18 protein-coding genes and 1 pseudogene are annotated in these 25,128 nt (G+C 44.6%); 11 read left to right on the forward strand and 8 right to left on the reverse strand.

The window, feature by feature from the left end:
* Positions 1 to 119: 119 nt before the first annotated feature.
* The 3 genes from H6F56_RS19290 (at position 120) to H6F56_RS19300 (ending at position 1,445) form a co-directional block, all read left to right on the forward strand.
* Positions 120 to 428, forward strand: coding sequence for a KGK domain-containing protein (locus H6F56_RS19290; protein ID WP_190671383.1), 309 nt, complete (start codon positions 120 to 122; stop codon positions 426 to 428).
* Positions 429 to 588: 160 nt separating this feature from the next.
* Complete coding sequence (locus H6F56_RS19295) at positions 589 to 888, forward strand: KGK domain-containing protein (RefSeq protein ID WP_190671385.1); 300 nt, start codon at positions 589 to 591, stop codon at positions 886 to 888.
* Between the two features lie 233 nt (positions 889 to 1,121).
* A complete protein-coding gene (locus H6F56_RS19300; protein ID WP_190671388.1) occupies positions 1,122 to 1,445 on the forward strand; it encodes a hypothetical protein in 324 nt (107 codons plus the stop codon).
* A 219-nt stretch (positions 1,446 to 1,664) separates the two neighbouring features.
* Here H6F56_RS19300 and H6F56_RS19305 read toward each other — a convergent pair whose 3' ends face one another.
* Complete coding sequence (locus H6F56_RS19305) at positions 1,665 to 2,012, reverse strand: winged helix-turn-helix transcriptional regulator (protein ID WP_190671390.1); 348 nt, start codon at positions 2,010 to 2,012, stop codon at positions 1,665 to 1,667.
* 369 nt (positions 2,013 to 2,381) lie between these two features.
* Between H6F56_RS19305 and H6F56_RS19310 the strand changes: the two genes are divergently transcribed.
* Together H6F56_RS19310 and H6F56_RS19315 are read left to right on the forward strand one after the other, a co-directional pair.
* A complete protein-coding gene (locus tag H6F56_RS19310) occupies positions 2,382 to 3,080 on the forward strand; it encodes a pirin family protein (protein WP_190671393.1) in 699 nt (232 codons plus the stop codon).
* A gap of 203 nt (positions 3,081 to 3,283) precedes the next feature.
* Positions 3,284 to 3,868 (forward strand): NADPH-dependent FMN reductase, encoded by a 585-nt coding sequence (locus H6F56_RS19315; RefSeq protein WP_190671395.1) that lies wholly within the window; start codon positions 3,284 to 3,286, stop codon positions 3,866 to 3,868.
* A gap of 142 nt (positions 3,869 to 4,010) precedes the next feature.
* On the opposite strand, the gene H6F56_RS19320 is transcribed toward H6F56_RS19315, so the two are convergent.
* The 3 genes from H6F56_RS19320 to H6F56_RS19330 all read right to left on the reverse strand — a co-directional run bounded on the left by H6F56_RS19320 (position 4,011) and on the right by H6F56_RS19330 (position 7,227).
* On the reverse strand, positions 4,011 to 5,048 hold the full coding sequence (locus H6F56_RS19320) for a DUF459 domain-containing protein (protein ID WP_190671397.1): 1,038 nt from the start codon (positions 5,046 to 5,048) through the stop codon (positions 4,011 to 4,013).
* Between the two features lie 5 nt (positions 5,049 to 5,053).
* A complete protein-coding gene (locus tag H6F56_RS19325; protein ID WP_190671399.1) occupies positions 5,054 to 6,469 on the reverse strand; it encodes an MBOAT family O-acyltransferase in 1,416 nt (471 codons plus the stop codon).
* Positions 6,470 to 6,780: 311 nt separating this feature from the next.
* Complete coding sequence (locus H6F56_RS19330) at positions 6,781 to 7,227, reverse strand: hypothetical protein (RefSeq protein WP_190671401.1); 447 nt, start codon at positions 7,225 to 7,227, stop codon at positions 6,781 to 6,783.
* A gap of 394 nt (positions 7,228 to 7,621) precedes the next feature.
* Between H6F56_RS19330 and H6F56_RS19335 the strand changes: the two genes are divergently transcribed.
* Complete coding sequence (locus tag H6F56_RS19335) at positions 7,622 to 8,149, forward strand: lysozyme inhibitor LprI family protein (protein ID WP_190671404.1); 528 nt, start codon at positions 7,622 to 7,624, stop codon at positions 8,147 to 8,149.
* 166 nt (positions 8,150 to 8,315) lie between these two features.
* Positions 8,316 to 9,182: a lysozyme inhibitor LprI family protein gene (locus H6F56_RS19340; RefSeq protein ID WP_190671406.1), complete on the forward strand. Its 867-nt coding sequence runs from the start codon at positions 8,316 to 8,318 to the stop codon at positions 9,180 to 9,182.
* Between the two features lie 90 nt (positions 9,183 to 9,272).
* Here the strand turns inward: H6F56_RS19340 and H6F56_RS19345 are convergent, their stop codons facing one another.
* From H6F56_RS19345 to H6F56_RS19355, 3 genes are all read right to left on the reverse strand, one after another.
* On the reverse strand, positions 9,273 to 10,844 hold the full coding sequence (locus H6F56_RS19345) for a metallophosphoesterase family protein (RefSeq protein WP_190671408.1): 1,572 nt from the start codon (positions 10,842 to 10,844) through the stop codon (positions 9,273 to 9,275).
* A gap of 217 nt (positions 10,845 to 11,061) precedes the next feature.
* On the reverse strand, positions 11,062 to 12,984 hold the full coding sequence (gene ggt / locus H6F56_RS19350) for a gamma-glutamyltransferase (RefSeq protein WP_242032081.1): 1,923 nt from the start codon (positions 12,982 to 12,984) through the stop codon (positions 11,062 to 11,064).
* Between the two features lie 62 nt (positions 12,985 to 13,046).
* Positions 13,047 to 14,462: an S-layer homology domain-containing protein gene (locus H6F56_RS19355; RefSeq protein WP_190671410.1), complete on the reverse strand. Its 1,416-nt coding sequence runs from the start codon at positions 14,460 to 14,462 to the stop codon at positions 13,047 to 13,049.
* A gap of 666 nt (positions 14,463 to 15,128) precedes the next feature.
* On the opposite strand from H6F56_RS19355, the gene H6F56_RS19360 reads away from it, so the two are divergent.
* The 4 genes from H6F56_RS19360 to H6F56_RS19375 all read left to right on the forward strand — a co-directional run bounded on the left by H6F56_RS19360 (position 15,129) and on the right by H6F56_RS19375 (position 24,971).
* Positions 15,129 to 18,503 carry a hybrid sensor histidine kinase/response regulator gene (locus H6F56_RS19360; protein WP_190671412.1) on the forward strand — a complete coding sequence of 1,125 codons (3,375 nt, stop codon included), beginning with the start codon at positions 15,129 to 15,131 and terminating at the stop codon, positions 18,501 to 18,503.
* A gap of 628 nt (positions 18,504 to 19,131) precedes the next feature.
* On the forward strand, positions 19,132 to 20,610 hold the full coding sequence (locus H6F56_RS19365; protein WP_190671441.1) for a folate/biopterin family MFS transporter: 1,479 nt from the start codon (positions 19,132 to 19,134) through the stop codon (positions 20,608 to 20,610).
* Between the two features lie 148 nt (positions 20,611 to 20,758).
* Positions 20,759 to 22,258, forward strand: a complete 1,500-nt coding sequence (locus tag H6F56_RS19370; protein WP_190671414.1) for a carotenoid oxygenase family protein — start codon at positions 20,759 to 20,761, stop codon at positions 22,256 to 22,258.
* A 265-nt stretch (positions 22,259 to 22,523) separates the two neighbouring features.
* A complete protein-coding gene (locus H6F56_RS19375; protein WP_190671416.1) occupies positions 22,524 to 24,971 on the forward strand; it encodes a filamentous hemagglutinin N-terminal domain-containing protein in 2,448 nt (815 codons plus the stop codon).
* Here the strand turns inward: H6F56_RS19375 and H6F56_RS26500 are convergent.
* Positions 24,964 to 25,128, reverse strand: a pseudogene (locus H6F56_RS26500) (IS630 family transposase); the annotation flags it as partial. The gene H6F56_RS19375 and the pseudogene H6F56_RS26500 overlap by 8 nt on opposite strands.

The raw sequence follows: 25,128 nt of genomic DNA on the forward strand, positions 1-25,128 counted from the left end.
GATGGGTTAACTGTTGGTGTTTGAGATAATTTTTAAGATGAACCCGACATCAAGGGGGATAATTTTATATGGCTTCGCGGGTGACAGCCCCAAGCCCCTATCCCTTATGAGGAACAGCAATGCCATTTGAACCATTAGATGATGCTGAAAATGTCGTTTCGATAGAAGGGGGAGAAGACGCCAAGCAACTTATTCAACGCTTCGCCAGAACACTTTTAATAACACCAGATTTATTTGCGCGTTTTAATGAAGTCTTAAGCAATTACACAGGCCCGCAGTGGATGGCAGAAGGAGTAAAAGTTAGACTCCTAAAATTAGGAAATCTGCAATGGGTCACAGGAAGGATGAGGTTCAGAATAATTATTGAATTCTGCCCTGATGAACCCGAACCCTCTCCTACCTCCGAGTTAGAAGAGTTCCGTCAATAACCCCACTTCCTCACAGGTCGGCTTGTCGTCTTTGGGCGAGAACAATTCAGGGCTGATGAAAAGTCAGTTGTGACCTAGCATTTAATCAAGTGAAATAATATTGGATGACTTCGCAGGTTGTCGCGTCGGCAAGCCCCTATCCCTTACATAAGGAACAGCAATGCCATTTGAACCGATAGATGAAGGTGATCACGTTTTCTCCATAGAAGAAAAAATCAGACTTTCTAACAACAATCCAGATAAGGTGTACATAACAAGTGATCTTTCAAAGCTTGTGTCTGATTATGTAGTAAGAAACCTCACGGGGAATCCACAGTGGACGACTGACGGTGTAAAAGGCCGGCTATTGAAAATGGGCAGCTCTCGGTGGATTCTAGGAAAAATAAGGATCAAAATAGCCGTTGAATTCTGCCCTGATGAACCTCCCAGCACCTCAGAGCTGGAAGAGTTCCGTCAATAAAAGGCGCAGGCAAGCCGCCCTTCCTCAAAGACCGGCTTGCCTGCGCTGAGCATGAACTATCCCCCGATACATCTCCAGAAATCTCCCCGACGTGTCGTTGATTTTTGGCTAATTCTTCTATCGCAACCCTAGTCGCACAAACCCTAGATTTACCCCAATCTCTAACTTAAGTGAGTCCCCAAGTAAACGGAACCGCTCTAAAATTTGGGTTTAGTCGCATTGAGGCAGAGTAGATGTCGTCCCAATTGAACCCTGATTCAGCAGAGGTTAAGGTACAGGGAACCACCTTGTTTGATCGCACTTTTCGAGACAGTGAGGGCAACATTGTCATTGCTCAGATGCCCAATCTGCCGCTTCTAGTAGGGTTGGCAGCTAGCCTACTTCAACTTGTCCTCCCCGGCGGCAATCTCCAGACAGGATTTGATTTAGTGGCGTTCGGTGCTTTGTTCACCTGGGCGTGGCAGGAGTTGTTTGATGGGGTTAACTACTTCCGTCAGGCGCTGGGATTGGTGGTGCTTGGGGGCATGATCGCGCTCAGACTCCATATTATCGGTTGAGCTTGAACCGGCAACTTCCTCTTTGTAAGAACACACTCTTCCAACTACGTTACGGGGTGTGAGTAGCAGTCGAATAAAAATGTCACACCGGATTTTTTTTACCGCAGATTCCGCAGGTGAAACTTGAATGACGAGCGTAGCAGATTCCAGTTTCACCTGCGTCCACAGATAAACGCAGATGGATTAACTGTTGGTGTTTGAGATAAATTGGCTAGTGGTTTATTCTGCAAAATGGTCTGTTTTGCCTTCTTCATATTGAATGCCCCATTCGTGGATTGAGTTGAGAACGGGTTTGAGTGATTCTCCTAGGGGTGTGAGGGAGTATTCTACCTTGGGGGGGACTTGTAAATAAACTTGCCGGTGAACGATGCCGTCTTGTTCCATCTCTCGCAACTGCTGAGTGAGCATCTTCTGGGTGATGCCGTGCATTGCGCGATGTAATTCCCCGAAGCGTTTGACTCCTTGAAATAATTCTCGAATAATTAAAACTTTCCAGCGTCCCCCAATGACTTTGAGGGCGGTTTCCACTGCACAGGTGGGTTTCTCGCTGTGAGCGCGGCTTTCCATGTTTTCGCTCCTTAGTATCTTTTTGGGTAGTATCTTACTTTAAAGTGCATTCTTTACATTAAAGCTGTACTTATTTTACAGTGTATATAGAAGAAAGCAGGGGCAAGGAAAGTTATAAATACAACCTAAAACCTGCGATGAATATTTGAGGATAATTTATGAATAAACCAGCGCAGAATTAGGGCAAATTCTCGTTTTTGTAACGGTGTCAACACTCAACTTTAAGTTAGCGATCTGTTGAGGTTGAGTGGTTAGAAGAAATGAGGGGCCGGCGAAAGTAAATTCTCACGAAACTCGTAACCAGGCTGTAGGGGCGGTGCTTCTGTGCCGGCACTCTTGAAGAGACATTTAAATCATTAGGAGGCGACAGTGATTACACTACGGAAATCTGAAGAACGGGGACACGCAAATCACGGCTGGCTGGATTCTTATCACTCGTTTTCATTCGCAAATTATTACGATCCCAATAACATGGGATTTAGGGCTTTACGAGTGATTAACGAAGATTGGGTGCAACCGGCTAAGGGTTTTGGCACGCATCCCCACAGAGACATGGAAATTATTACTTATGTGTTGGAAGGGGCGCTAGAACACAAAGATAGTTTGGGAACCGGCTCAATTATTCGTCCGGGTGAGGTGCAAAAAATGAGTGCCGGTACTGGCGTAACTCACAGCGAATACAACCCTTCTAAAACCGAACAGGTGCATTTGCTGCAAATCTGGATCGTGCCAGATCAAAAAAATTTACCCCCAAGTTATGAGCAAAAAACCTACTCAACCGCAGAAAAGCGGAATCAGTTGCGTTTGATTGCATCCCCAGGAGGGCAGGATGGTTCTGTGACGGTTCATCAAGATGCCAAGTTGTATGCGAGTGTGCTTGATGCTGGGGAAAAGGTTGTTCATGAACTTAGCCCAAACCGGCACATTTGGGTACAGGTGGCGCAGGGTGAAATTACGGTGAACGGTTTGTCTCTCAGTGCCGGTGATGCTGCGGCAATTAGTGAGGAAAATCGTGTGGTTGTCATGGCGAATACAGCCTCAGAAATTCTGTTGTTTGACTTGGCATAGTTAATGTATTGCCGGCAAAAAATATACCTGTCATTGATCGGTAGCAAGCGCTTTAATGGATTCAGCCGGCTTTTCAATTTATTCACTGCCGGTTGTTTCCTCTTAACTCGCTGCTGCCGATTAACATAAAAACAGTGTAATATTTTGTTAAGAACTGAGCTGCATTGACCGTTTTACTCATCACAATCTAAACGGACTGATCTATGACTTACTCGCCAAAAATTTTAGCATTTGCCGGCAGCACCCGGATGGATTCTTACAATAAAAAGCTGGTGAAGGTTGCTGCACAAGGAGCGCGATCTGCCGGCGCTGAGGTAACTTATTTGGATTTGCGCGATTTCCCCATGCCCCTTTATGATGGGGATTTAGAAGCTCAAGAAGGACTGCCTCAAAATGCTCTGAAATTAAAAGAATTGATGATGGCGCACCAGGGCTTTTTAATTGCTTCTCCGGAGTACAATAGTTCATTTTCTGCAGTTTTAAAAAATGCCATTGATTGGGCTTCGCGTCCAGCTTCTCCAGATGAACCGATGCTTGCTTGTTTTTCGGATAAAGTTGCAGCAATTATGAGTGCTTCACCGGGAGGATTAGGAGGTTTACGTGGGTTAGTTTCTCTACGTTCGCTTCTTGGCAATATTAAAGTTATTGTGCTTCCCGATCAAGTGGCGATTCCCAAGATTCATGAAGCGTTTAATGCAGATGGAACATTGAAAGATCTCCAACAACAAGCTTCTATTGAGAAGTTGGGTGAAAATGTGACGAAGGTGGTATCTAAATTGAACGGTTGAAGTTTCTAATCGTTTTTTGTGCGATTAAGGGCAAGCCGGGGTAAAGAGTGGGTTTTCCCTTAATCGAAATTTGTCATATTTTAACGGTTTTTTAAAGGGAAAGTAGTTAAAGCCGGCGCACGTTCAACTATCCACTTCTTCTTTAGTTCACTTTTTCCATAGTTGGTTTCAGTTTAGGAACTACTGGCTTTTTTTTAGAGGTTTTCAAAATTTTGTCTTGAAGCATTTTCTCCATAACAAGACTGCTTAAGATTTTAGCGCCATGTGGAGTCAGATGCACGCCATCATTGGCTTTTACATATCCTCGCTTACCCGATTTGTCTGCAAGGATTGGAGCAAACTTACCACCAACAGAAAACTTTTCCCAAGAAGAAATATATTCAATTTTAGGATAATTTTTACTTACTTCCCTATAAATTTCATTAAAAATTAAGAAAAATTTGCTATAACGAGGCTTGCTAGAAATGGGTTGCCCAATCCAGTAAACTTTTCTGACTGGGGGTGAGGAAACTAATTTTGCATACTTCTCTACTCTTTCTCGATAGGCTTGTTTCCATTCAGTTGTAAGGATGCGTCTATATTTACCCTGAAAGTCTGTGATGTCTTGATCGTCATTTCCGCCAAACATAACCACAAGCACATCGGGTTTATAAGCATTGATTAGTTGGTTCGTTCTAGCATACCAGTCGTAATAATCTATTCTATTTAAGCCGGTAGAAATTTTATAGTCAATTTTTATATGACTGATTTTATAAGATTTTTGCAGAGTGGATTGGAGTTGAACTCCAACATCAAGCACTATCGAGTCTCCCACAACTAAAAAGCGAGAATAAGGTTTTTCTACTTTACTTTTTGAGATTTTTTGCTGCTTATTTGGTTTTTTTATTGTTTGTTTAGGCTTATTATTTGGGACTTGTTTGGGTTTGTATTCTGGCGGTTTTTCTACGACTACAGTTTCTGAAGTTGTATTAATTTGATCAGTATTAACTTCTTTTATTTTGCTCCAAAACGCTTGTTCATTTTTTCTATAACTCTCGATTTTTAAATGTTCGGCGGCTTGTTTAAGCTGAGGACTGGCAAATTTACTGGACGCTAAGCTTTTTATAAATAAAGTCAAGTTAGAAAGGATCAAAACTAAAGTAACTGAAGTAACAATCAGTAAAAAATCGTGATCTTTCATGGATTTTAAAAATTAAAGTAAATAAAAGGTGGAACCGTGTTTGGACCTAGCATTAGAATAGAATATACAAGCAGGGAAACTAAAACAACTTGAAAGAGTAAGCTTCTAACTGAAAGTACGGTTAAAAATAGCTTATTTAACTGATTTCCGTAAAAGTTGATTAGGGCAACAATTGCAATAGCTAAATATAACTGCCAAAAATTAAATTGAAAGGTGTTAACTTCTGAGTGAAGAATGCTAGATAGAAAAATCATAGCGCTTTCAGAACTGCTACTATTAAAAAATACCCAGCTATAGGTGATAAAGCAAAATGTGATAACCCAGTAAAAAAATGGAGCAAGTGAAGAAAGAAAAGGAATTTTAGTAAAGCAAACAAATTTTGACAAATCTTGCCACAGATGATTCACAATTAATCCTAAGCCATGAATCGCCCCCCAAACAATAAAATTTAAACCGGCACCATGCCAAAACCCACCGATTAGCATTGTCAACAACAAATTTATATATTTACTAAACTTACCATTTTTGTTACCTCCTAAAGGAATATAGACATAATCTCTCAACCATTCAGAAAGACTGATATGCCATCTTCTCCAAAATTCTTGCAGGCTTAAAGCGCGGTAAGGCATATTAAAGTTTGGGATAGGTTTAAACCCCAGCAAACAGGAAATTCCATTTGCTAAATCTGAATAGCCGCTAAAATCTACATAAATTAAGCAAGAATAGGAAATTGCTGCCAAGATCAGATCGATGCTGGAATATTGCTGAGGCGAGAGGAAAGGAAGTTGAGTAAAATTAAATAAAAAACTAGATAAAGTGTATTTCTTAAATAATCCTGATAAAATTAAAGTCATAGCCTCTTCAATTTGATAATCATATTTATCAGAAGCATTAAGTTGAAGATAAAAATCTTTTGCTCTGGCAATTGGGCCTGAAGCAATTTGAGGAAAATAGGTAATATAAACGGCATAGTCGATAAAACTAGGGCAATCAATTTTTTGATTGTAGCAATCTGTTAAATGGGATATTATTCTAAAAGTATAGAATGAGACGCCAACGGGAGCGATTATTTGTAATAATTGTAAATTTGATTGAATATGAAGGGTATTTAAAAGATTGAACAAAGTGTCTGTAAAGAAATTGTAGTATTTAAAAATTCCTAAAAATCCAACATTAAAAGTCAAGCCCATTATTAAAAATATCTGTTTGTCGTTAGTTACAAATAGAGTTTGAATAAGCAAATAATTAACTATTGTAGTCGTCACTAGCAACGCTAAAAAAGAAAAATCCCAAAATGAATAAAAGATTAGATTTGTTACAAGTAAAAATATTTTATACGCAACAACTTGTCTTTTTAAGAAAATTGCAATTATAAAAGTTATAAAGAAAAATACTAAAAATTGGTAAGTTGTAAATAACATAACTTCAAGCGATTGCTCGTTTTAAGCAAAGTAACTTTTAGGAATTAATAATTGATGCAACTCTATTCTTAAATAGGGTTGATGCTATAGGTTGCAAGAATTAATATGCAGAATGAACCCTGAATGCACCAGTGGTAAGACGAGTCTAGCAAACTATAGCAAGAATACAAGAATACCCGCAAACTCGATAGCGGTTTTTAGTAGGGGGATAAGGATCGTAATTGCTCAGATTAAGGTTTCAGCGGCAAAACCGGCATTATCTAATTTCATCCCATTGCAACCGCTACAGTCAGTGCTCAACTGGCAACTAATTACCTTGAAAGTGCGTATTTAGATCCGTCATAGCACCAGGTTGCCACAGCATCAGGTGGAACCGGAAAATTGAGGCAAGGCAGTCCATTTTGTACCTGGTTAGATGCTGTGATATTAGATTCCGTTAGATAGACTCCCAAGACTCGCTGAAAAGTTTGGCCGGCAGGAATATACCCCACATGAAGGCATCCTGTCGCACCACAAAGATTCGCACTTTTGAATTCAATAAGATAGAGTGGTACTTGTTGACCCGGTTGGCGCACCGTTTCGATGGTAGTTTTATCAGGTTCAACCTCACCGGAAGCATTTTCAGAAATGGCTTGTTCGATTAAACCGTCAGGTATACCTTGTTCATCTTGCCACTGTGCTGTTGTGTAGGACTGTAGGCTAAACAAAAACAGTGATGATAAGGATACCACACCTAAAAGCCGTTTTGTTATTAACATATTCCCTCAATTTTCTTTCAGGGTTATCTATGGCAATTATTTTAAACGGCAAATGCGTGTTTAGTGGGAGCCGGCTTTTAAGAAAGTTTAAATAAAGTTAAAGATCGAGGGGGATTTGATACCGGCTCTTTATTCTCTCCAGTTTAACTCAGGTAACTCCCTATCTAGCGTCCTGCCGGCTTTGTCGTACCCTAACCCAAGTCACTTTTGATCTGTAACATTATAAATCTTTGACTTTGCCCTGTGTCTGTTGAGGCTTTAAAGTTTTAATAAATCTTATAAAAATTACCAAATTTATCATGTTTAATTGAGGTGAGACGCAGAGAGCGTAATACCAGAGCGCCTAAACCCAGGTAAGCGATTTCGCTGCCGGTGTAACACTAAAGGAGAAGAAATGCTTAAGAATATCTCAAAACTTGATAGCCGTCGGATAGCTGTACTCACAAAACAGATAATTTCCGTTATTCTAATCGCAATTGTGCTTTTATCAGTCCTCTCTACTCCTAGCCTAGCGGCACCGGAAAACATCGATTGCTCTAAACCCACCTCAGAAGTCGAACTCAAATATTGCGCCGGCTTGTCTTATGAAGCCGCAGACAAACGTTTAAATGAGATTTATCAGCAAGTCATTTTAACCTTAAGCCCCGATAAAAAAAATCAACTCACTGAGATTCAGCAAACTTGGATTAAATTGCGAGACGGCAGCTGCAACTTTGAAACTTATCTTTACCGAACCTCAACAGGATATGGAACTGCACTCCTCCAATGCCTTGAACGACTGACGAGGCGACGCACTGCTAGTTTAGAAGAGTATCTATCTTTTCGAGGCGGCACGAATCTGCCGAAAACTTTAAACCTTTTGACAAAAGGGGAAAATATTAAAAAGCAACAAAACCTATTAAACGAGCCAAAAGAATCGTGAGATGCTGTCAATTTGGCAGTTTAGGTATTGCTCGTCCTCAGTTAACTTCCACCTTTTCCTTGGCAAAATCAGAGCTATTGCACTAATTTTTTGCTTGAGGTGAGTGCAACGCTAATGAAAAGGTGATGATCAAAAATTATCATAATCTTGAAAAATAGAGAAAACTATGCTTAGAAAATTCCGAACTTCCGCCATTCTGGCAGTCATTGCACTCTTATCATTCTTAGCAAGTTTAAGCATTGCGGCATCAGGGGACATCATTGCCCAAAATGTTGATTGCAAAAATGCCACAACTACGCAAGATTTGATAGCTTGTTCTACTCAGTCTTATCAAGCCGCAGATAAACAGTTAAATGAGGTTTATCAAAAAGTTCTTGCGGTGGTAAGTGGGGAGCAAAAAGACCGTCTCATCGAGGTGGAGAATACATGGATTAAGTTTCGCGATAGCAGTTGCGGTTTTGAAATCCCTGCTTCCCCAGATGGACGGGAATATCCAATATTTCGGAATGGATGCTTTGAAAAACTGACGAAAGAACGCACGGAAGATTTACAAAGGTATCTGACTCTACTCAATGATTTTGATCCGGCAAAGGCACCCAATAATAGTTCTCCTGTTGGAACTCTCCCGGATGGAAATTATCGCTATGTTACCGCTCAACTCTCGTCAAAAGTTGTGAGTGACCAAGAATTAGTGAAAGCGGGAGGCTTTTACTTTTTATTCCGTAAGAAAGGAAATCAAATTGTTGGCTACTACAATCAAATTGACTCAGGAAACACAATTTGCATTGACGGCAAAGTAAACGGAAATACTGTTGCCGGCCAAGCTGTAGAAACTTCTGAGCCACCTTTCAATGCGAAGGAAACAGTGATTAGCACCGGCGAACAATTTGTGAAGTGGGATCTGGCGAGAAATTTGGATGTTCGTCGAGGTCAAAAAATGGGCAATAAGATTCGGTATAGGAGCGCATTGTTGAATCTGAAGGGGTTTAATCGCATCAACGCCGGCAATCAACAACCCCCGAGAAGCTGTTAGTAAGTTATGAACATTGGAGATTGAAGCCGGGATTAGGAGTTGAGGGTTTTCACAATTTTTTTGTTCCGCCTTTCCTTCGCCGGCTCAAATTTAAATCTCAAAGGAGTCGCTTTCGTGAGCTGTCCATTGCCGCTGAAATCGTTCGGAAATAAACGGACGGACGATAAACTTAGGCGGACAGCCCTCCTTAACATCAATTCGCAGAAAAGAATAAGGCCGGCGCTTTTTAGAACCTTGTCCGTTGCGACCGATAAAAAGCTGAGACTTTGCGACTTTTAGTATATCCTTGCCTTCACTTTCCCAGAAAGTTTCCATCAAATCTGGCCCTTCTTCCCGCTGCCGGCGCAGACTGTAACCACTGCCACCGCAAACAATCCAATTAAGATTAGAATCTGCGTGGCCGGTGTCATCGCTGCGAAGATATTCCAAGCAGTGAGCGTGACCGTTTAAAATTAAATCGACAAGGGGACGTCCCTGCGTCTGATCTCCAACGACCACAGACACCCCATCCAACACCCAACGCAGATGCCGGCGAACCGTTAAAGTCTGTGCCTGCTGCCACTTTGTTGCCTCAGTCACATAGGGAGGATGGTGAAAATAAATCACCCGTCCGCGCACTTCTTCAGTATTCCATGATTCAATAAGTTTTTGTTTGAGCCAATCGAGTTGTTCAAAATCAGTAACCGTTGTTGCGTCGGCTGCCAGTTGTTTATTAATATCAATCGTTAACTCTTCAATTTGCTCTAACTTAGTCCGTAAATCGTCGAGATGTTCTGCTTCATCAGGTACATTACGGTTAAGACGAGACGAAGTTGCGGCAATTTCAACTTTTTGTCGCTCTAATTCATCTCGGCGCTTTTCTAGCAGTTGGCGGTAAGCATCCCCTTCTTTAGTTGCCGGTAAAGGTGGGGGTCCATTAAAGGTATTGGAATCAAGCGCAAAAAAGTCAATTCCGCCGTAACGAAACGTATAATAACGGTTGGGTAAACGAGTAAAACGTCCGGGTTCATAACGCAGACATCGCCCGGTTTCAGTTTTGGCAGTGTAATGCTGGTCTAAATGATTTCCCAGCTCCCAATCGTTGACGCCTTGAAGGTAATCGAGGAACGCTTTTGCATACGCTTTACCTTGCTCTGAACCATGCAAACCCACATCAAGATCCAGCCGAGATTGCAGTAGCCGGCGGATTGGCATCGCAGCGAAGGCCACCAGACCGTAGAGTAAAGGCAAGTCATAGTAATCGTGATTGCCCAACACCGGCAGAAACGGCAAGTTAAACACCATCTTGTCATAAGTGATGCGGTCAGGATGCTCGCCGCCGGCAAGAAACTCGCGATAAGGCTTGATAAAGTTTTCTGAGTAATATTCCTTCGATCCCACGAGATAAATTACGTCGCCGGTGTGCAGCACGAAACGGCAAGAGTCTCGCTGTGCCGCCATTTGTTCTGCAATCTGCCGTTGCGGGTTTTGACTGCCATGCCGGCCCGATCCGCTATCCCCCACAACCAAAAATGAAAAGTCTGGAGAGTCGTCTTTGCCATCGTCCACAACCATTCGGGTTTGATCGATAGAACGTTCGGCAATCAGGGAGTGCCGCCACCGCACCCGTTCATTCATCTTGCGGATTTTCACGGTGATCGGTGGGTCGGACACAAATTGCATGACTCTTTACTCCCAGATTCCCAACTTCAACAAGCCTTGTACCTTTGTAACCATAATGGATACCAAAGGGCGATTACATTCCATCTTCCCAGATGTGCGTAAAAACTTGTCTTTTGTCTTTTTTATTAATGGTTTTTCCAGCAACTTCGAGCGATCACCAATATGCAATAAATTTCAATCGCACTCTCCCACTTTCTGCCATTTTCCCACTCAAGACTTAAAACCCCCGCGCCGCACCTTCCCCACGCGGATCGGCTGCTCCTTCTAATGTCCCATCCGGCGTTACCACAACCGCATTGGCATTTCCCCAAACGGGTTGCACGTCAATTTGATGACCCCGCCGACGCAATTCGTCTAGCGTTGCCGGATCAAACCCCCAAGGTTCCACCCGCAGTTGATCAGGCAACCACTGATGATGCAAACGCGGCGCAGAAACCGCAGCACCGGCATCCATCTCATAAACCAGCACATTTAACACAATTTGCAACACTGTAGTGATAATGGTACTGCCACCCGGAGCGCCGGCAGCCATCCGTAATTTGCCATTTTCCCTGACAATCACCGGCGTCATACTGGAAAGCGGCGTTTTCCCCGGTGCGATCGCATTGGCTTCGCTTCCCACTAATCCGAAAAGATTCGGCGTATTCAATGCGATCGCAAAATCATCCATCTCATTGTTAAGCAGAATGCCGGTTCCTGCCGCCACGACGCCGGCACCAAAGCGACCGTTCACGGTAAAGGTTAAGCTGACAACATTGCGCTCTGCATCCACCACGGTTAAATGCGTGGTATCTTGAGATTCGCCCTTAGCAAACCGGCTCAGCGTCTCGGCATCTACCGGCTTCACTTCCGTTGCCAGTCTGGCTCGTCCCATCTCGATTTCCTGACGCCGTAATTTAGCATAATCTGGGCTAATCAGCGACGCCACCGGCACCTTCACAAAGTCTGGATCACCCAAATGCTTAGACCGATCCGCATAAGCAATTTTCATGGCTTCCGCCATTAGGTGCAATGCGTCTGGATGGTGCCAACCGAGAGATTTTAAATCCGTATCTCCGATAATATTTAAAATTTCCAACAGGTGAACCCCACCCGAAGAAGGCGGCGGCATCGAGCAAATTTCCACTTGCAACGCCACCCCACACAGCGGTTCGCGCCAGATCGGTTTATAAGCTTTCAGGTCTTCTAGGGTGATTAAACCGCCATTTTTCGCCATATCTGCGGCGATTGCCTGGGCAGTGACGCCGGTGTAAAAACTCTGGGGATCTGCGGCAATATTCCGCAAGGTTTGGGCCAAACTCCACTGCTGCAAACGCTCTCCCACCGCATACATCCTCCCATTGAGGGTGAAAATCTCGCGGGCGGCTGGGTTACTCAGCAGTACCTCTTTGCGAGCTTCTGCTGAGGTCACGTACTGCCGGCCTACCACAAACCCTTGATCCGCCAGACGAATCGCCGGCTGCACCACCGTTTTCCAGGGTAATTTCCCATACTGCTGGTGAACTTCATACAAACCGGCAACCGTTCCCGGCACACCCGCCGCCAAATGTCCGTTAATACTCAAATTCGGGCGCACCTTGCCGGTTTCATCCAGATACATATCTCGCGTTGCCGCCAGTGGTGCGCGTTCCCGAAAGTCCAACGCCTTCACATCCCCCGTACCGGCTTGGTGCAGCAGCAAAAACCCACCGCCCCCGATGCCGGCGGAAAATGGCTCAACCACAGAAATTGCAAAAGCCGTCGCCACTGCTGCATCGACTGCATTGCCACCCTGTTGCAACATTGCCAAACCGCTATCGCTTCCCGAAGGATGAGCCGAGACAACCATGCCTTTTTGACTGCGTTCTGGTTGCACAAACGCTGCCGGTGCTGGTGCTGGTAAAAGCAAGATGGAAACTGCAATCAGGAAGATATCTTTCAACCTGAAATTTTTGCCGGCATCCTGTGTTGTTGTAATATTTTCCTTTTGCCGGCCCACCCCCTTGAAACTAGAATCCCCGACTACTAGCCCCAGTTGGATCAATCCAACTGACGAGAAAAAATTATTCTGCCCAGCGGCATTTATAAGCCGTGTTTTTAGGCTTTTGCTATTAGCCAGAGAATTTATTTTTGGGGGAGTGAGCATTACTTTCGGTTTCATGTTTTAGAAAATTTACACAAACAAAACGATTGTCTCTTTTCCTCTTTTTAGCCTAACTTTCTTTAGTTAGAATAGCCGATACTGCGAAGGAATCCGCGTAAATTTTCTAAATATTGTGTGCGATCACTGCCGCCATAATTACTCTGCACGTCACTCCAAGCTTCGCGACCTTGACCGAGTAAGAATTGATTAGCTAGATAGGCGGCTAGAACTGGCCTCACATCCTGACCTTGACTGAGCCGGTCTTCATAATCTTGCAATAACTTACTAGAATTATCTGCAACTAAACTCGGATATTGACGGGTAACATCAAACATCTGCCCTTGCCGGTATTGCCAGATTTGAATCGGAGCTGCTGCTTCCTCATAAGTCGAAGCAAATTGCAAGCCAAATCGCGGATCTTGACTTTCAAATTCAGGGACACCATCCTGATTGAAATCTCTGAGATTGTAGCCGGCATATCCCCACGGTTGTTGCAGATAGGTATACTGCCCAGAGGCAGGAAGATAGCGATAAATCAAGGAATAAGTACAGCAGCCTTCCCCGCGTGGAAATAAATCAATTAAGACTTCCGGTTCCGTATCTCCATCTAAATCAACCAATCGAAATGCTAGAGAAGAACTGACACCGCTACCAATCGGCAACGGAGTATCTAGCAACGTTTGGCCGGCTCGTTCAACTTTGACGCTTAGGTTGCTGAACACATAATTTTCTTTCTGATAAGTAAGTTGCGCCCGCACTTGTCCGTTGGGAGAGGTTTGAACATTGGTTTGGACGCCTCCAGAACTTGGGGGGGCGACGACATACTGCTGCGCCACCGGCGAAGCTTTTCCCGCACTAGCAAGCGCTTGACAGACAAAGGCTGCGACTTCCCCCCGTGTTGCCGGCTGATTGGGTTGAAGGAAGCGGATTTCCGGATAGTTAACAATCAGACCTCTTTCTGTTGCCGCCACGACTGAATTTAGGGCATAATTTGGAATCGATTTCGCATCATCATAAACCAGCCCCAACTCGCTGACGGCAAAGTTAGTCGGTGCCAAGTTTAATCCATTGGCTAAGGAAACGATTGCTTGAACACGAGTCAGGGGTTCATTGGGTTGGAAGACGCCACTGGGAAAGCCGTCAAGAAAGCCGGTTTGACGGGCAGTGCGAACTGCGGTGCCGGTGCGGGTACGGGTGGGAACATCAAAAAATGGGGCATCTTGGCCGACTGCCGGCGCACTAAAAAACCCTTGAGCGACGATTGTGGCAAATTCGCCCCGCGACATCAGCGCATTCGGACGGAATGTACCATCGAGATAACCAGTGACAACCCCTTGCTGTGCCAATCGTTCAATGCACAATTGCGCCCAATGCCCTTGCACATCTTCAAAGGTTGTGCGGGCTAAGGCTGGGGTGTGAATTGCCAAGGGAGCGAGGCTGCCGGTTGTCAGTCCCAAGGCTGCAAGGAATGCCGAGCCTGTTTGCCATCTGCCCATTTTTACCACCTCTATAAAATTACACGCTGACCGATAATATTTTTTATGAGGGCAAGCCAAATTTTTTGGTTGCCAGAACCCAGCCCACTGTCTTTGTTTGGATCTTACCGAATTCTTGAGTGGGTGTGCCGGCCATCTATCTTACAGTAATGTTGTTTCCTTTGTCTTGAGATGATTTTATAGATTGCTTACAGCGAGTAGTCACCTACCCAAAACAAGCCGGTTTCAGGATTAACATATCCGCAGTTGTCCAAACCAGTCCTTCCACTCACTTGCTGCTCATAAAAGTGACTAATAAAACAATTTTTATGGAATATTTATGCTAAATTCTACTGCATCCTGTGTTGCAATAATGGTACATACGCCAGCCGTAAAATCCTTCAATAACAAGATGAAAAATAAAGTTATTTCAGCTATTTATAGAAGATTTTACTTTTAGGTTTAAGTATAAACACTAGCTTTGTCAGCAAAAAACAGCTATTGATTGGTTTTGGTCAGTAATTCAATCATTATAGAAGAATAGTAAGTGTTATAAAAATTTAAAATCAATATGTATTATTAAATTCTTTTTACATTGTCTTTTATTTTCTAACACTCTGGGCTAACCCATATAAGGCTTGTGCAACTCCCTTATACTTTTTTTTACAGCATACTCGGCTCACCCCCATGTCAACGCAATTTTTAAACCGTTTAGTTGCCCGATTTCCTAGGCAGATTCCTTTGCAAGCCGTTCTCATTGTTCCTTTCATCCTGCAAATCTTTGCCGCAGTGGGATTGACCGGCTGGCTGTCGTTTCGCAACGGCCAAAAGGCAGTCAATGAGCTGACTGCTCAGTTGCAAAGCGCTGCCACAGCTCGCATTGAAGAACGCTTTCGTCCCTACCTAGAAACCCCCCACATTGTCAATCAGATCAACCTAGATGCTATCGAGGAGGGTTTATTGCGCCCGCGAGACTTAAGGAGCATCGAGAGCTACTTATTGAAACAGCTCAACTTGTTTCAAGCGGTGGGCTATATTCAATGGGGTAATGAGTTTGGAGAGTTTCTTGGGGTCGCGCGAGTTCGTGATGATGGCACCCTTAACATTGAAGCCGCCGACGCCTCCACCAAATATCGCTTGTCTACCTACACGGTAAATAGCAAAGGCCACCGAGACAAACTTTTAAGAGATAATGGAGCCTACGATCCTCGAAAACGCCCTTGGTATAAATCCGCGATGCAACAAGGTAAACCGGGATGGAGTCCCGTTTACCTCGGCTATGGTACAGAGGAAGTTGTAACCGATGCCATTGTTCCTGTTTACGACAAGAAAGGCAGGAAGTTAGGCGTTTTAGGAACGACGTTATTTCTCTCACAAATTGGTGACTTTCTCCGCAACTTAAAAATTAGCCCTTCCGCACAGAGCTTCATCATTGAACGTTCCGGATTGTTGATTGCTTCTTCTACGCTTGATAAACCGTTTGTCATGCGAAATGGTCAAGCAGAACGGGTGAAAGCGACCGAAAGCAAAGATATTTTAATTCGCTCCACCGCAGAGCATTTAATTAAGCACTTTGGCAACCTTAAGGAAATTAATAGTAGCCAGTCTCTCACCTTCGAGCTAAAGAACCAGCAGGAATTTCTTCAGATAACTCCGTTACGTGACAATCGAGGTCTAGATTGGTTGATTGTTGTAGTGGTTCCAGAAGCAGATTTTATGGAACAGATAAACCACAATACCCGCACCACAATTGTGCTGTGTATTGTTGCTTTATGCGGGGCCACCGGCATCGGCATTCTCACAGCCGGCTGGATTACCCGACCAGTTTTCAAATTAAACCAAGCCTCGCAAGCCATTGCCAAAGGGGAATTTGATCGTGTGATTGTCGTCAAAGGGATTAGCGAACTAAAAACCCTAGCCCAGTCCTTCGCCGGCATGGCTGGACAATTGAAATCATCATTTGTCAGGTTAGAATCACAAAACGAAGAATTAAAGCGCCTAGATCAACTCAAAGATGAATTTTTAGCAAATACTTCTCACGAACTGCGAACACCCCTCAACGGCATCATTGGCATTGCCGAATCTCTCATAGATGGAGCAACCGGCCAATTGCCGGCAGCCACCACAGCAAACCTTAGCTTAATTGCCTCTAGTGGTCGTCGCCTATCAAGGTTAATCAATGATATTCTCGACTTCTCTAAACTCAGGCACAAGAACTTAGAACTACAACTTAAACCCGTAGACTTACGAGCTGTTACCCAGGTAGTTTTAACCCTGAGTAACCCCTTAATCGCCAATAAAAAATTGCAACTCGTGAACACCATTCCCGTTGCTTTACCCCTCGTAGAAGCGGACGAAGATCGTCTGCAACAAATTTTGCACAACCTCATCGGCAACGCGATTAAATTCACCCCCTATGGAACCATCACCCTCTCAGCAGAAGCCGTCAACACTCAGCCAGAATTAACAACTGAAACCGGAAAAATAGCAATTACTGTCTCTGACACAGGAATAGGTATTCCTGAAGATAAATTTGAGAGTATTTTTGAATCCTTTGAACAAGCCGAAGGTTCTACCGCTAGAGAATATGGGGGCACGGGGCTTGGACTTGCTGTGACGAAAAAACTGGTGGAATTGCACGGAGGGGAAATTAGGGTTAAATCTCAATTAGGATACGGTTCGCAATTTACATTTACCTTACCTATTTCCCAATGTCAAGTTAAATCGGCTCAATCGACATCTGCTATTTCTGATAGTATTCCTTTAGAGTTAGTGTTTCCTTTAGCACGACAAGATTCTGAAACAACGCTGAATGAAAAGCAATTCAAAGTATTAATTGTTGATGATGAACCCGTTAATCTTCAGGTACTTGTCAACATTCTCTCTCTCTACAATTATGCAATTACCAAAGCCAGTAACGGACAAGAAGCTCTGGAAATTATTCAAGAAGGTTTTATTCCCGACCTCATCTTACTGGATGTGATGATGCCGAAAATGACGGGTTATGAAGTGTGCCAACAAATTCGCGAACGCTTTCCCGCACATGAACTCCCGATTGTGATGTTAACCGCCAAAAATCAAGTTGCAGATATTGTGGCAGGATTTGAATCGGGAGCCAATGATTATCTCTGCAAGCCGATTCAAAAGCAAGAAATGCTAGCTCGAATTAAAACGCATTTGTATTTAGCTAAATTAACTTCTGCTTATGGGCGATTTGTTCCACATAATTTTCTCAAATTCTTAGAAAAAGAAAGCATTATTGATGTCAACCTTGGGGATCAAATGCAACAAGAAATGACCGTCATGTTTTCTGATATTCGCTCCTTTACAGCGCTGTCAGAGTCCATGACTACCCAGGAAACTTTTAGCTTTATCAACTCTTATTTAAGCCGCGTTAGCCCCTTAATTCGCCAGCATAAAGGATTTATTGATAAATACATCGGTGATGCGATTATGGCTTTGTTTCCTGAGTCAGCTTCGGACGCTGTCTCGGCAGCACTGGCGATGCAAAAAGAAGTGAGTATCTATAACCAACATCGTCTGAAAGTCGGTTATGCTCCCATTAAAATTGGCCTAGGCTTGCATACGGGAAATTTAATGCTCGGAACCGTTGGTGAATCAGAACGCATGGACACAACCGTGATTTCTGATGCCGTTAACTTAGCATCTCGGTTGGAAGGATTAACTAAGGTTTATGGAGCAGGTATTTTGGTGAGCGAACAGACAATTGCTCAATTGGCTATTTTGCCAAACATTAACTATCGCTTTCTAGATCGGGTTCGGGTAAAAGGGAAAAGTGAAGCGGTTGCAGTCTATGAAGTGTATGATGAAGAATTGAATTCGTCAAACTCGTTAAAGAGCAAAACAAGAGAGCTTTTTGAACTAGCTTTTAAGGTTTATAGCCGGCAAGATTTTGTGGGAGCAAAACAACAGTTTCAAGAACTATTAACGATAAATCCCCAGGATAAGGCTGCCATGCTTTATGTAAAACGATGCCAGGAATATCTGCACTATGGTGTTCCTCAAGGGTGGGAAGGTGTGACGCATCTCGATTTTAAGTAGGAAGTCTGCCAGGACTGATATCTTATTGGTTGCATTCCCCAGAAAAGTATTCGGTCTTATCTCCATAAACGGGCTAATCAATAAAGTCGCTTATCTCCATAAACGGACTAATCAATAAAGTTGCCGGCATGACTCTCCCCTATGAATCTTGATTCGTGGCTGCCGGCAAAAATTTATCAGCCTCATCAAAACTTGAGAACTTAATGCTCTGCCTGATCGATATTGCGCTTATGCTGATGCACAAATGCTGGGACAATGCCTGATTTTCCTGAAAATACTCGTAAAATTTAGAACTTCCTCAGAAATATCCTCCAATTTATACAGATTACTGCTTGTTTGTTGAACCGGCTCTCTTGCTTCTAAGTTTCGCATCTGGTATCTGATAAACCGCTTGAGGACGCTCTTATACTGGGTAGTACCGACTAGATTTATGGAACTTTCAAATTTTTTGATGCAAATAACTCTTTGAAAAGATAGCACCGGCACGGTATTTATCCGATTGTTGTCTTCTTACCAAAGACCGATATTTCTCGATTGTGGCCGCTTATTTACATCCCCCCTAGTCGGCAGCCACTCAGTTAGAACGGTATGATATAAAAGTTGAAACTTCTTAATGAATTTTAATCAAATGTTGATTTCTTCCTCTGGCATAGCCAAGTTCAAAGAATCAATAACAGAAAAAGTGTTTTTTGGCAATGAGCCAACCCCAGAATTAATCGCAATCTTACTTGTTTATTTCGTTCAAGGAATTCTGGGGTTATCGCGTCTCGCCGTCAGTTTCTTTCTCAAAGACGAACTGGGGTTGAGTCCTGCCGAAGTGTCTGTTTTGTTTGGAGTCGTGGCTTTGCCCTGGATCGTCAAACCTCTGTTTGGCTTTATTTCCGATGGCTTACCCATTCTTAGCTACCGCCGGCGTCCCTACCTTATTCTATCAGGGCTGTTAGGGACATCCGCTTGGGTAGCCCTCGCGACTGTCGTTCATAACGCCTGGGCTGCTACCGCTGTGATCGCCCTGAGTTCTCTTTCCGTTGCCGTGAGTGACGTGATTGTAGACTCCCTGGTGGTGGAACGGGCGCGGCACGAATCTGCCAGCACTGCCGGCTCGCTGCAATCTGTCTGCTGGGGCGCTTCTTCTCTAGGCGCATTAATCACAGCCTACTTTAGCGGTGCCTTACTCCAACATTTCAGCACCCACACCATCTTTCTGATCACGGCATCCTTCCCCCTCATCGTCTCAGCCGTCGCTTGGTTAATTGCCGAGTCGCCGGTGACTGAGCAACCCAACTTCGACACAGTCAAGCAGCAAATTGGGCAACTGCGTCAAGCGATTACCCAGAAAGCGATCTGGATGCCTACGGCTTTTCTCTTTATCTTGCAAGTCACGCCAACCGCAGATGCTGCCTTTTTCTACTTCACCACCAATGAATTAGGCTTTCAACCGGAATTTCTGGGTCGTGTGCGCCTTGTCACCAGCCTTGCCTCTCTCGCCGGCGTCTGGTTATTTCAGCGCTTCTTTAAATCTGTCCCCTTTCGCACCATTTTCGGCTGGTCAACTTTAATTTCAGCCGCTTTGGGGATGACAACTCTATTGTTGGTTACCCATGCTAACCGCGCATTAGGAATTGATGACCATTGGTTTAGCTTGGGCGACAGCTTGGTGCTGACAGTCATGGGGCAAATCGCTTATATGCCGGTGTTGGTGTTAGCTGCACGTCTTTGTCCACCCGGTGTTGAAGCGACTTTGTTCGCTTTGCTAATGTCTGTAACGAATTTGGCAGGGCTGCTTTCTTATCAATTTGGTGCGCTGTTGATGCACTGGTTTGGTATCACTCAGACTAATTTTGACAAACTTTGGTTGTTGGTTCTGATTACTAATCTTTCGACGCTTCTGCCGCTTCCTTTTCTGGGTTTGCTGCCGGCAAGTAGTGCTCAAAGTGATGGAGAAGGTGCGGCTGCAGAATCATTACCGGCTCTTGAACCTGGGTTTAGCGGTGCTAAGCCGGTGGGACAGCATCTTGCCCCGGATTTTATGCCGGAGTTGTTGCCGGTGGGGGGTTTGTCTGATAAGCACTCGACTGATGATAGCGCAGCGTGCCGTGAGGCGTAGGCAGATAATCTGCTAAGGGTTTGTGTCTTTGGAGTTTAGGAATTAACCGCAGATAATAGCGCAGCCTGCCACAGGCTAACGCAGATTTTTGTTTAGTTAATCTGCCTAATTCTGCTGCTCAAAAATTAGAAAACAAGAGGTTTTAATCATGCAGGATCTACAGATTATTAAGCCAGCACCCACTTCTGAAAAAGTGCCCTACAACCGCAATGACTGGCAGCGCGGTTATGAATCTCAACCGAATGAACATGACTACTGGATTGATGACATAGAAGGTAAAATTCCGCCGGAACTTCACGGGACTTTCTTTCGTAATGGACCCGGTTTGCTGGATGTTAATGGTGAACGCATCCACCATCCGTTTGATGGCGATGGCATGGTGTGTTCAGTTGGGTTTTCTAATGGTCGCGCCCACTTCCGCAACCGCTTTGTCCATACTGAGGGTTATTTAGCAGAAAAGAAAGCCGGTAAAATTCTCCATCGGGGCGTGTTCGGCACGCAAAAAGCCGGGGGTTGGTTGGCTAATATTTTTGATATCAAGATGAAGAATATTGCCAATACTCACATTATTTATTGGGGTGGCAAACTTCTGGCATTATGGGAAGCTGCTGAACCTCATCGGCTCAATCCTCATACCTTAGAAACAATTGGGTTAGATTCGCTGGATGGTGTTTTAAAAGCCGGGGACGCTTTTGCTGCTCATCCCCGAATTGAAAAGAGGCCGGAAAATGGGGAGCAGAGATTGGTTAATTTCTCTGTCAAACCCGGACTTTCCACCACGATTACGATTTACGAATTAGACGCCGATGGCAAGGTTGTAAAGCGTCATGCTCACTCGGTTCCTGGTTTTGCTTTCCTGCATGATATGGCGATTACGCCGAATTACTGCATCTTTTTCCAAAATCCTGTCTCGCTAAATCCTCTGCCTTTCTTGTTAGGAATGCGGAGCGCCGGCCAATGTTTGCAATTTAACCCTAATCAACCGACGCGAGTAATTATTATTCCCCGTGATGGTAAAAGTGAGGTTCAAGTTTTAGACACTGAGCCTTGTTTTGTCTTCCACCATGCGAATGCTTGGGAAGAAGGGGATAACATCTTTGTGGACTCGGTTTGTTATGAGTCTTTCCCCAGCGTCGATCCAGATGGAGACTTCCGCGACGTTGATTTTGATGCAATTCCTGCCGGCGAATTGTGGCGGTTGCAGGTGAATTTGCAGGATAAATCGGTACGGCATCAGGTGGTGGAAAGCCGGTGTTGTGAGTTTCCGACGTTGCATCCTGATAATGTGGGACGCGCTTACCGATACTTATATATTGGTGCGGCGGATGCTCCCACCGGCAATGCGCCGTTGCAAGCTGTGCTAAAAATTGATTTGGTAACAGGAGCTCGCCAAATTTGGAGTGCGGCACCACGGGGGTTTGCGGGTGAGCCGGTGTTTGTACCGCGCCCGGGTAGTATGGCTGAGGATGATGGCTGGCTAATTATGTTGGTTTATGATAGCGCTCACCATCGTTCTGATGTGGTGATTTTAGATGCGCGTGACTTAAATAAAGGGCCGGTGGCGCGTCTGCATTTAAAGCATCATGTGCCTTATGGGTTGCATGGAAGTTTCACGCCTGAGTATTTTGGCCCTGATGCCGGTGTGTAAGTTTCGTAACCCACCAAGCCGATAAATTGAGCAGTCCACAGGGCATAGTGTTCGGGTACAAAAATCATCGCTGATCGTGATCAATTGTTCCCCAAATGCTATGCCCCTACAGTATTTAAGTTTTTTTATATTTGTCAAACAGTTCTACGAGACTGGTGTTCTATGCTGAGCTTACTCGGTTGAGTGATGAGTGGCTGATCGAGGTAAGATACTAGATGCCATCAATCAAAAATTAAGCCGATAAAACTGGTAGCAAATTTTAATTATGAAAATCAAGGTGAAGGGGCATTGTTTTGCAAGTGCCCTTGTTTGGCTTGCTACCGGCACCGTTGTAGGAAAAACTCTGGCTCAGCCTATCGTCCCCGCCAATGATGGCACCGGCACCACCGTCACCCCTGCCGGCAATCGTTATGACATCTCTGGAGGCCAAACTTCTGGGGATGGAAGAAATTTATTTCACACTTTTCAAAAGTTTGGACTCTCAAATGAGCAAATCGTAAACTTTCTTTCTACTCCTAATGTTCATAATATATTAACACGAATTAACGGAAAGGAACCTTCTTTAATTAATGGGTTAATTACTGTAACAGGTGGCAACCCTAACTTATTTTTAATCAATCCTGCCGGCATAGTATTTGGCCCCAGCGCCACTTTGAATGTTCCGGCTTCTTTCACGGCAACAACGGCAACGTCTATAGGATTTAATTCTGGGCTGTTTCGGGCGTTTGGGACAAATGATTATGCAAGTTTAGTGGGTGATCCGCTTGCCTTCGATTTTGCATCAATTCCAACGGGAAGTATTCTTAATTTGGGTAATTTAACGGCTGCAAAAGATTTAAATTTGCTGGGCGGTACAGTGCTTAGCACCGGCACTCTTTCTGCACCCCAAGGAAATATCACGATTGCCTCAGTTTCGGGGACAAATCGGATTCGGATTTCCCAAACTGGACAAGTTTTGAGTTTAGAACTTCCCGCGATAGCCAGCATAGAACCGGCACAAATTTCGCCGCTGACTTTGCCAGAATTGCTCACCGGCACTCCTCTTGGCCACGCAACACAAATTATCGTCACGGAGGCAGGTGAAGTGAGGCTAACCGGCATGACATCTTCTTTGAATGCTCAAACAGAAGTGCCGGTGAAACCTGGAGATATTGCGATCGCCGGCAATCCACTTTCTCTGAGTCATCGCCCTTTACTATCTGCCGGCAGCGCTACCCTATCTGCTGCACAAACCCTCACCCTCACCACCGGCACCTTGGAAAGTACCGGCAACTTGAACTTGCTGGCGGGAGATACGATTCGAGTCCGAGACAGTCTTTACCAACCCTTCAACGCCCGAACCGGCGGCGATCTTACACTTCGCGGGAATTTGGGCATCGATATTCTCGCCCTCAACCACCCGCAAGCCGCTTTGCAAGCCGGCCAAAATCTTAGCTTAATCAGCGATGGCGCAATTTCGGGAGACGCTCACTTTTTGTCGGGGGGTGATGTTTCAATCATCAATTTAAAGGGAGAATTCGGTAATTTTCTCAGCTTGTATGACCCAATTATCCGCGCCACCGGCAATGTTAACTTTGGTAACTACACTGGCACTTCACTGAAAGTGGAAGCCACAGGCGAGATTGTCGCGGGAAATATCAACATCACCGGCCCAGATACAGCACTGCCAGACGCTTCTGACCCTGATGCAGCTACTCTCAGCAGCAGCGCGGCTTTGATTTTGCGGTCAGGGGTGCCGGCCCTTGGAGATGTGGCCAACGTGCCACCGAACCAGACATCCGGCGGGACTGCATTTGTCCCATCAGCGTCACCCTTGGCTAATGGCATTACGGCTGGGGAAATCTCAACAGCTGGGGGACCGGCAATTTTGCAAGCTGCCGGTGAAATTACCATCGACACGCTTGCGACTGCTGGGGGTAACGTTGACTTCACTGCCGGCGCAGATATTACCGTTCTCGGTGCAATTAACACCGGCAACAATGGCGGCAATAGCGGTAGCGTTAACCTTAATTCTGCAACAGATATCGATTTGTCTGCGATTGATACGCAGGGGGTGGGAGATTTTGCCGGCGGTGAAGTTAACTTGCAAGCCGGCAATTTTTTGCGCGTGGGTAATGGCTTTAGGGATGGCAATAACGTTAATGCCAGCATTTCCTCTGTGGATGCGTTTGGTGGAGGAGATATTAGCATCCGTCATGCCGGCGGAAGAACGGCCCCATTTGTGGTGGGGGATGGGGCAACAAACGGAACGGCGGCGGCGATCACAACAGGATCGTCCTTGATTTCGCCTCGCTTTGAGGTGCCGATGTCTCCCACAGGTGTTTACCGGCAAGGAAATATTACGATCTCGACAAACGGGTTTAACCGTTCATCAAGAATGTCAGAAATTCCCTCGCAAAGATTGTCAAACATTGCCTCGGATTTGGCAGGGCGGGATGTGCTGGTGCAACGGAATATAATTCAGCCTCAAGAGTCAGAAATTCAGACGAAATTGCGAACGCTCAGCCGTGTGGATATTGCTAAGGCAATTGATAATCTTGAGATTCCAGAAGCTATACTTTTTATCGATATTTTATTCACCGAAGAAGTTGGTTATTACATCCAAGAAAATATTAAGCGAGAAGTGCAATCTTTTAAGCAGGTGCAAGAAAAACTCGCGCCGATTGCGGCTAAAACCGGCTTAAAGCCTGCTATTATAGCGTTCCTCAAATAGATGAAGTACAGTAACAGCAGTGAGTAAACCAATTAAGAAGGTCCTGAGAGGACACTTGTTGGTAGGCTAGTGTAATCGCTTCATCCAAGGCTCGATAAGTTCTTGCTCCTATCGTCCGCAATATCCCTTTGATTTTTGACCAGCAATTCTCGATGGG

Source organism: Microcoleus sp. FACHB-672 (assembly GCF_014695725.1).
Lineage (GTDB): Bacteria > Cyanobacteriota > Cyanobacteriia > Cyanobacteriales > Oscillatoriaceae > FACHB-68.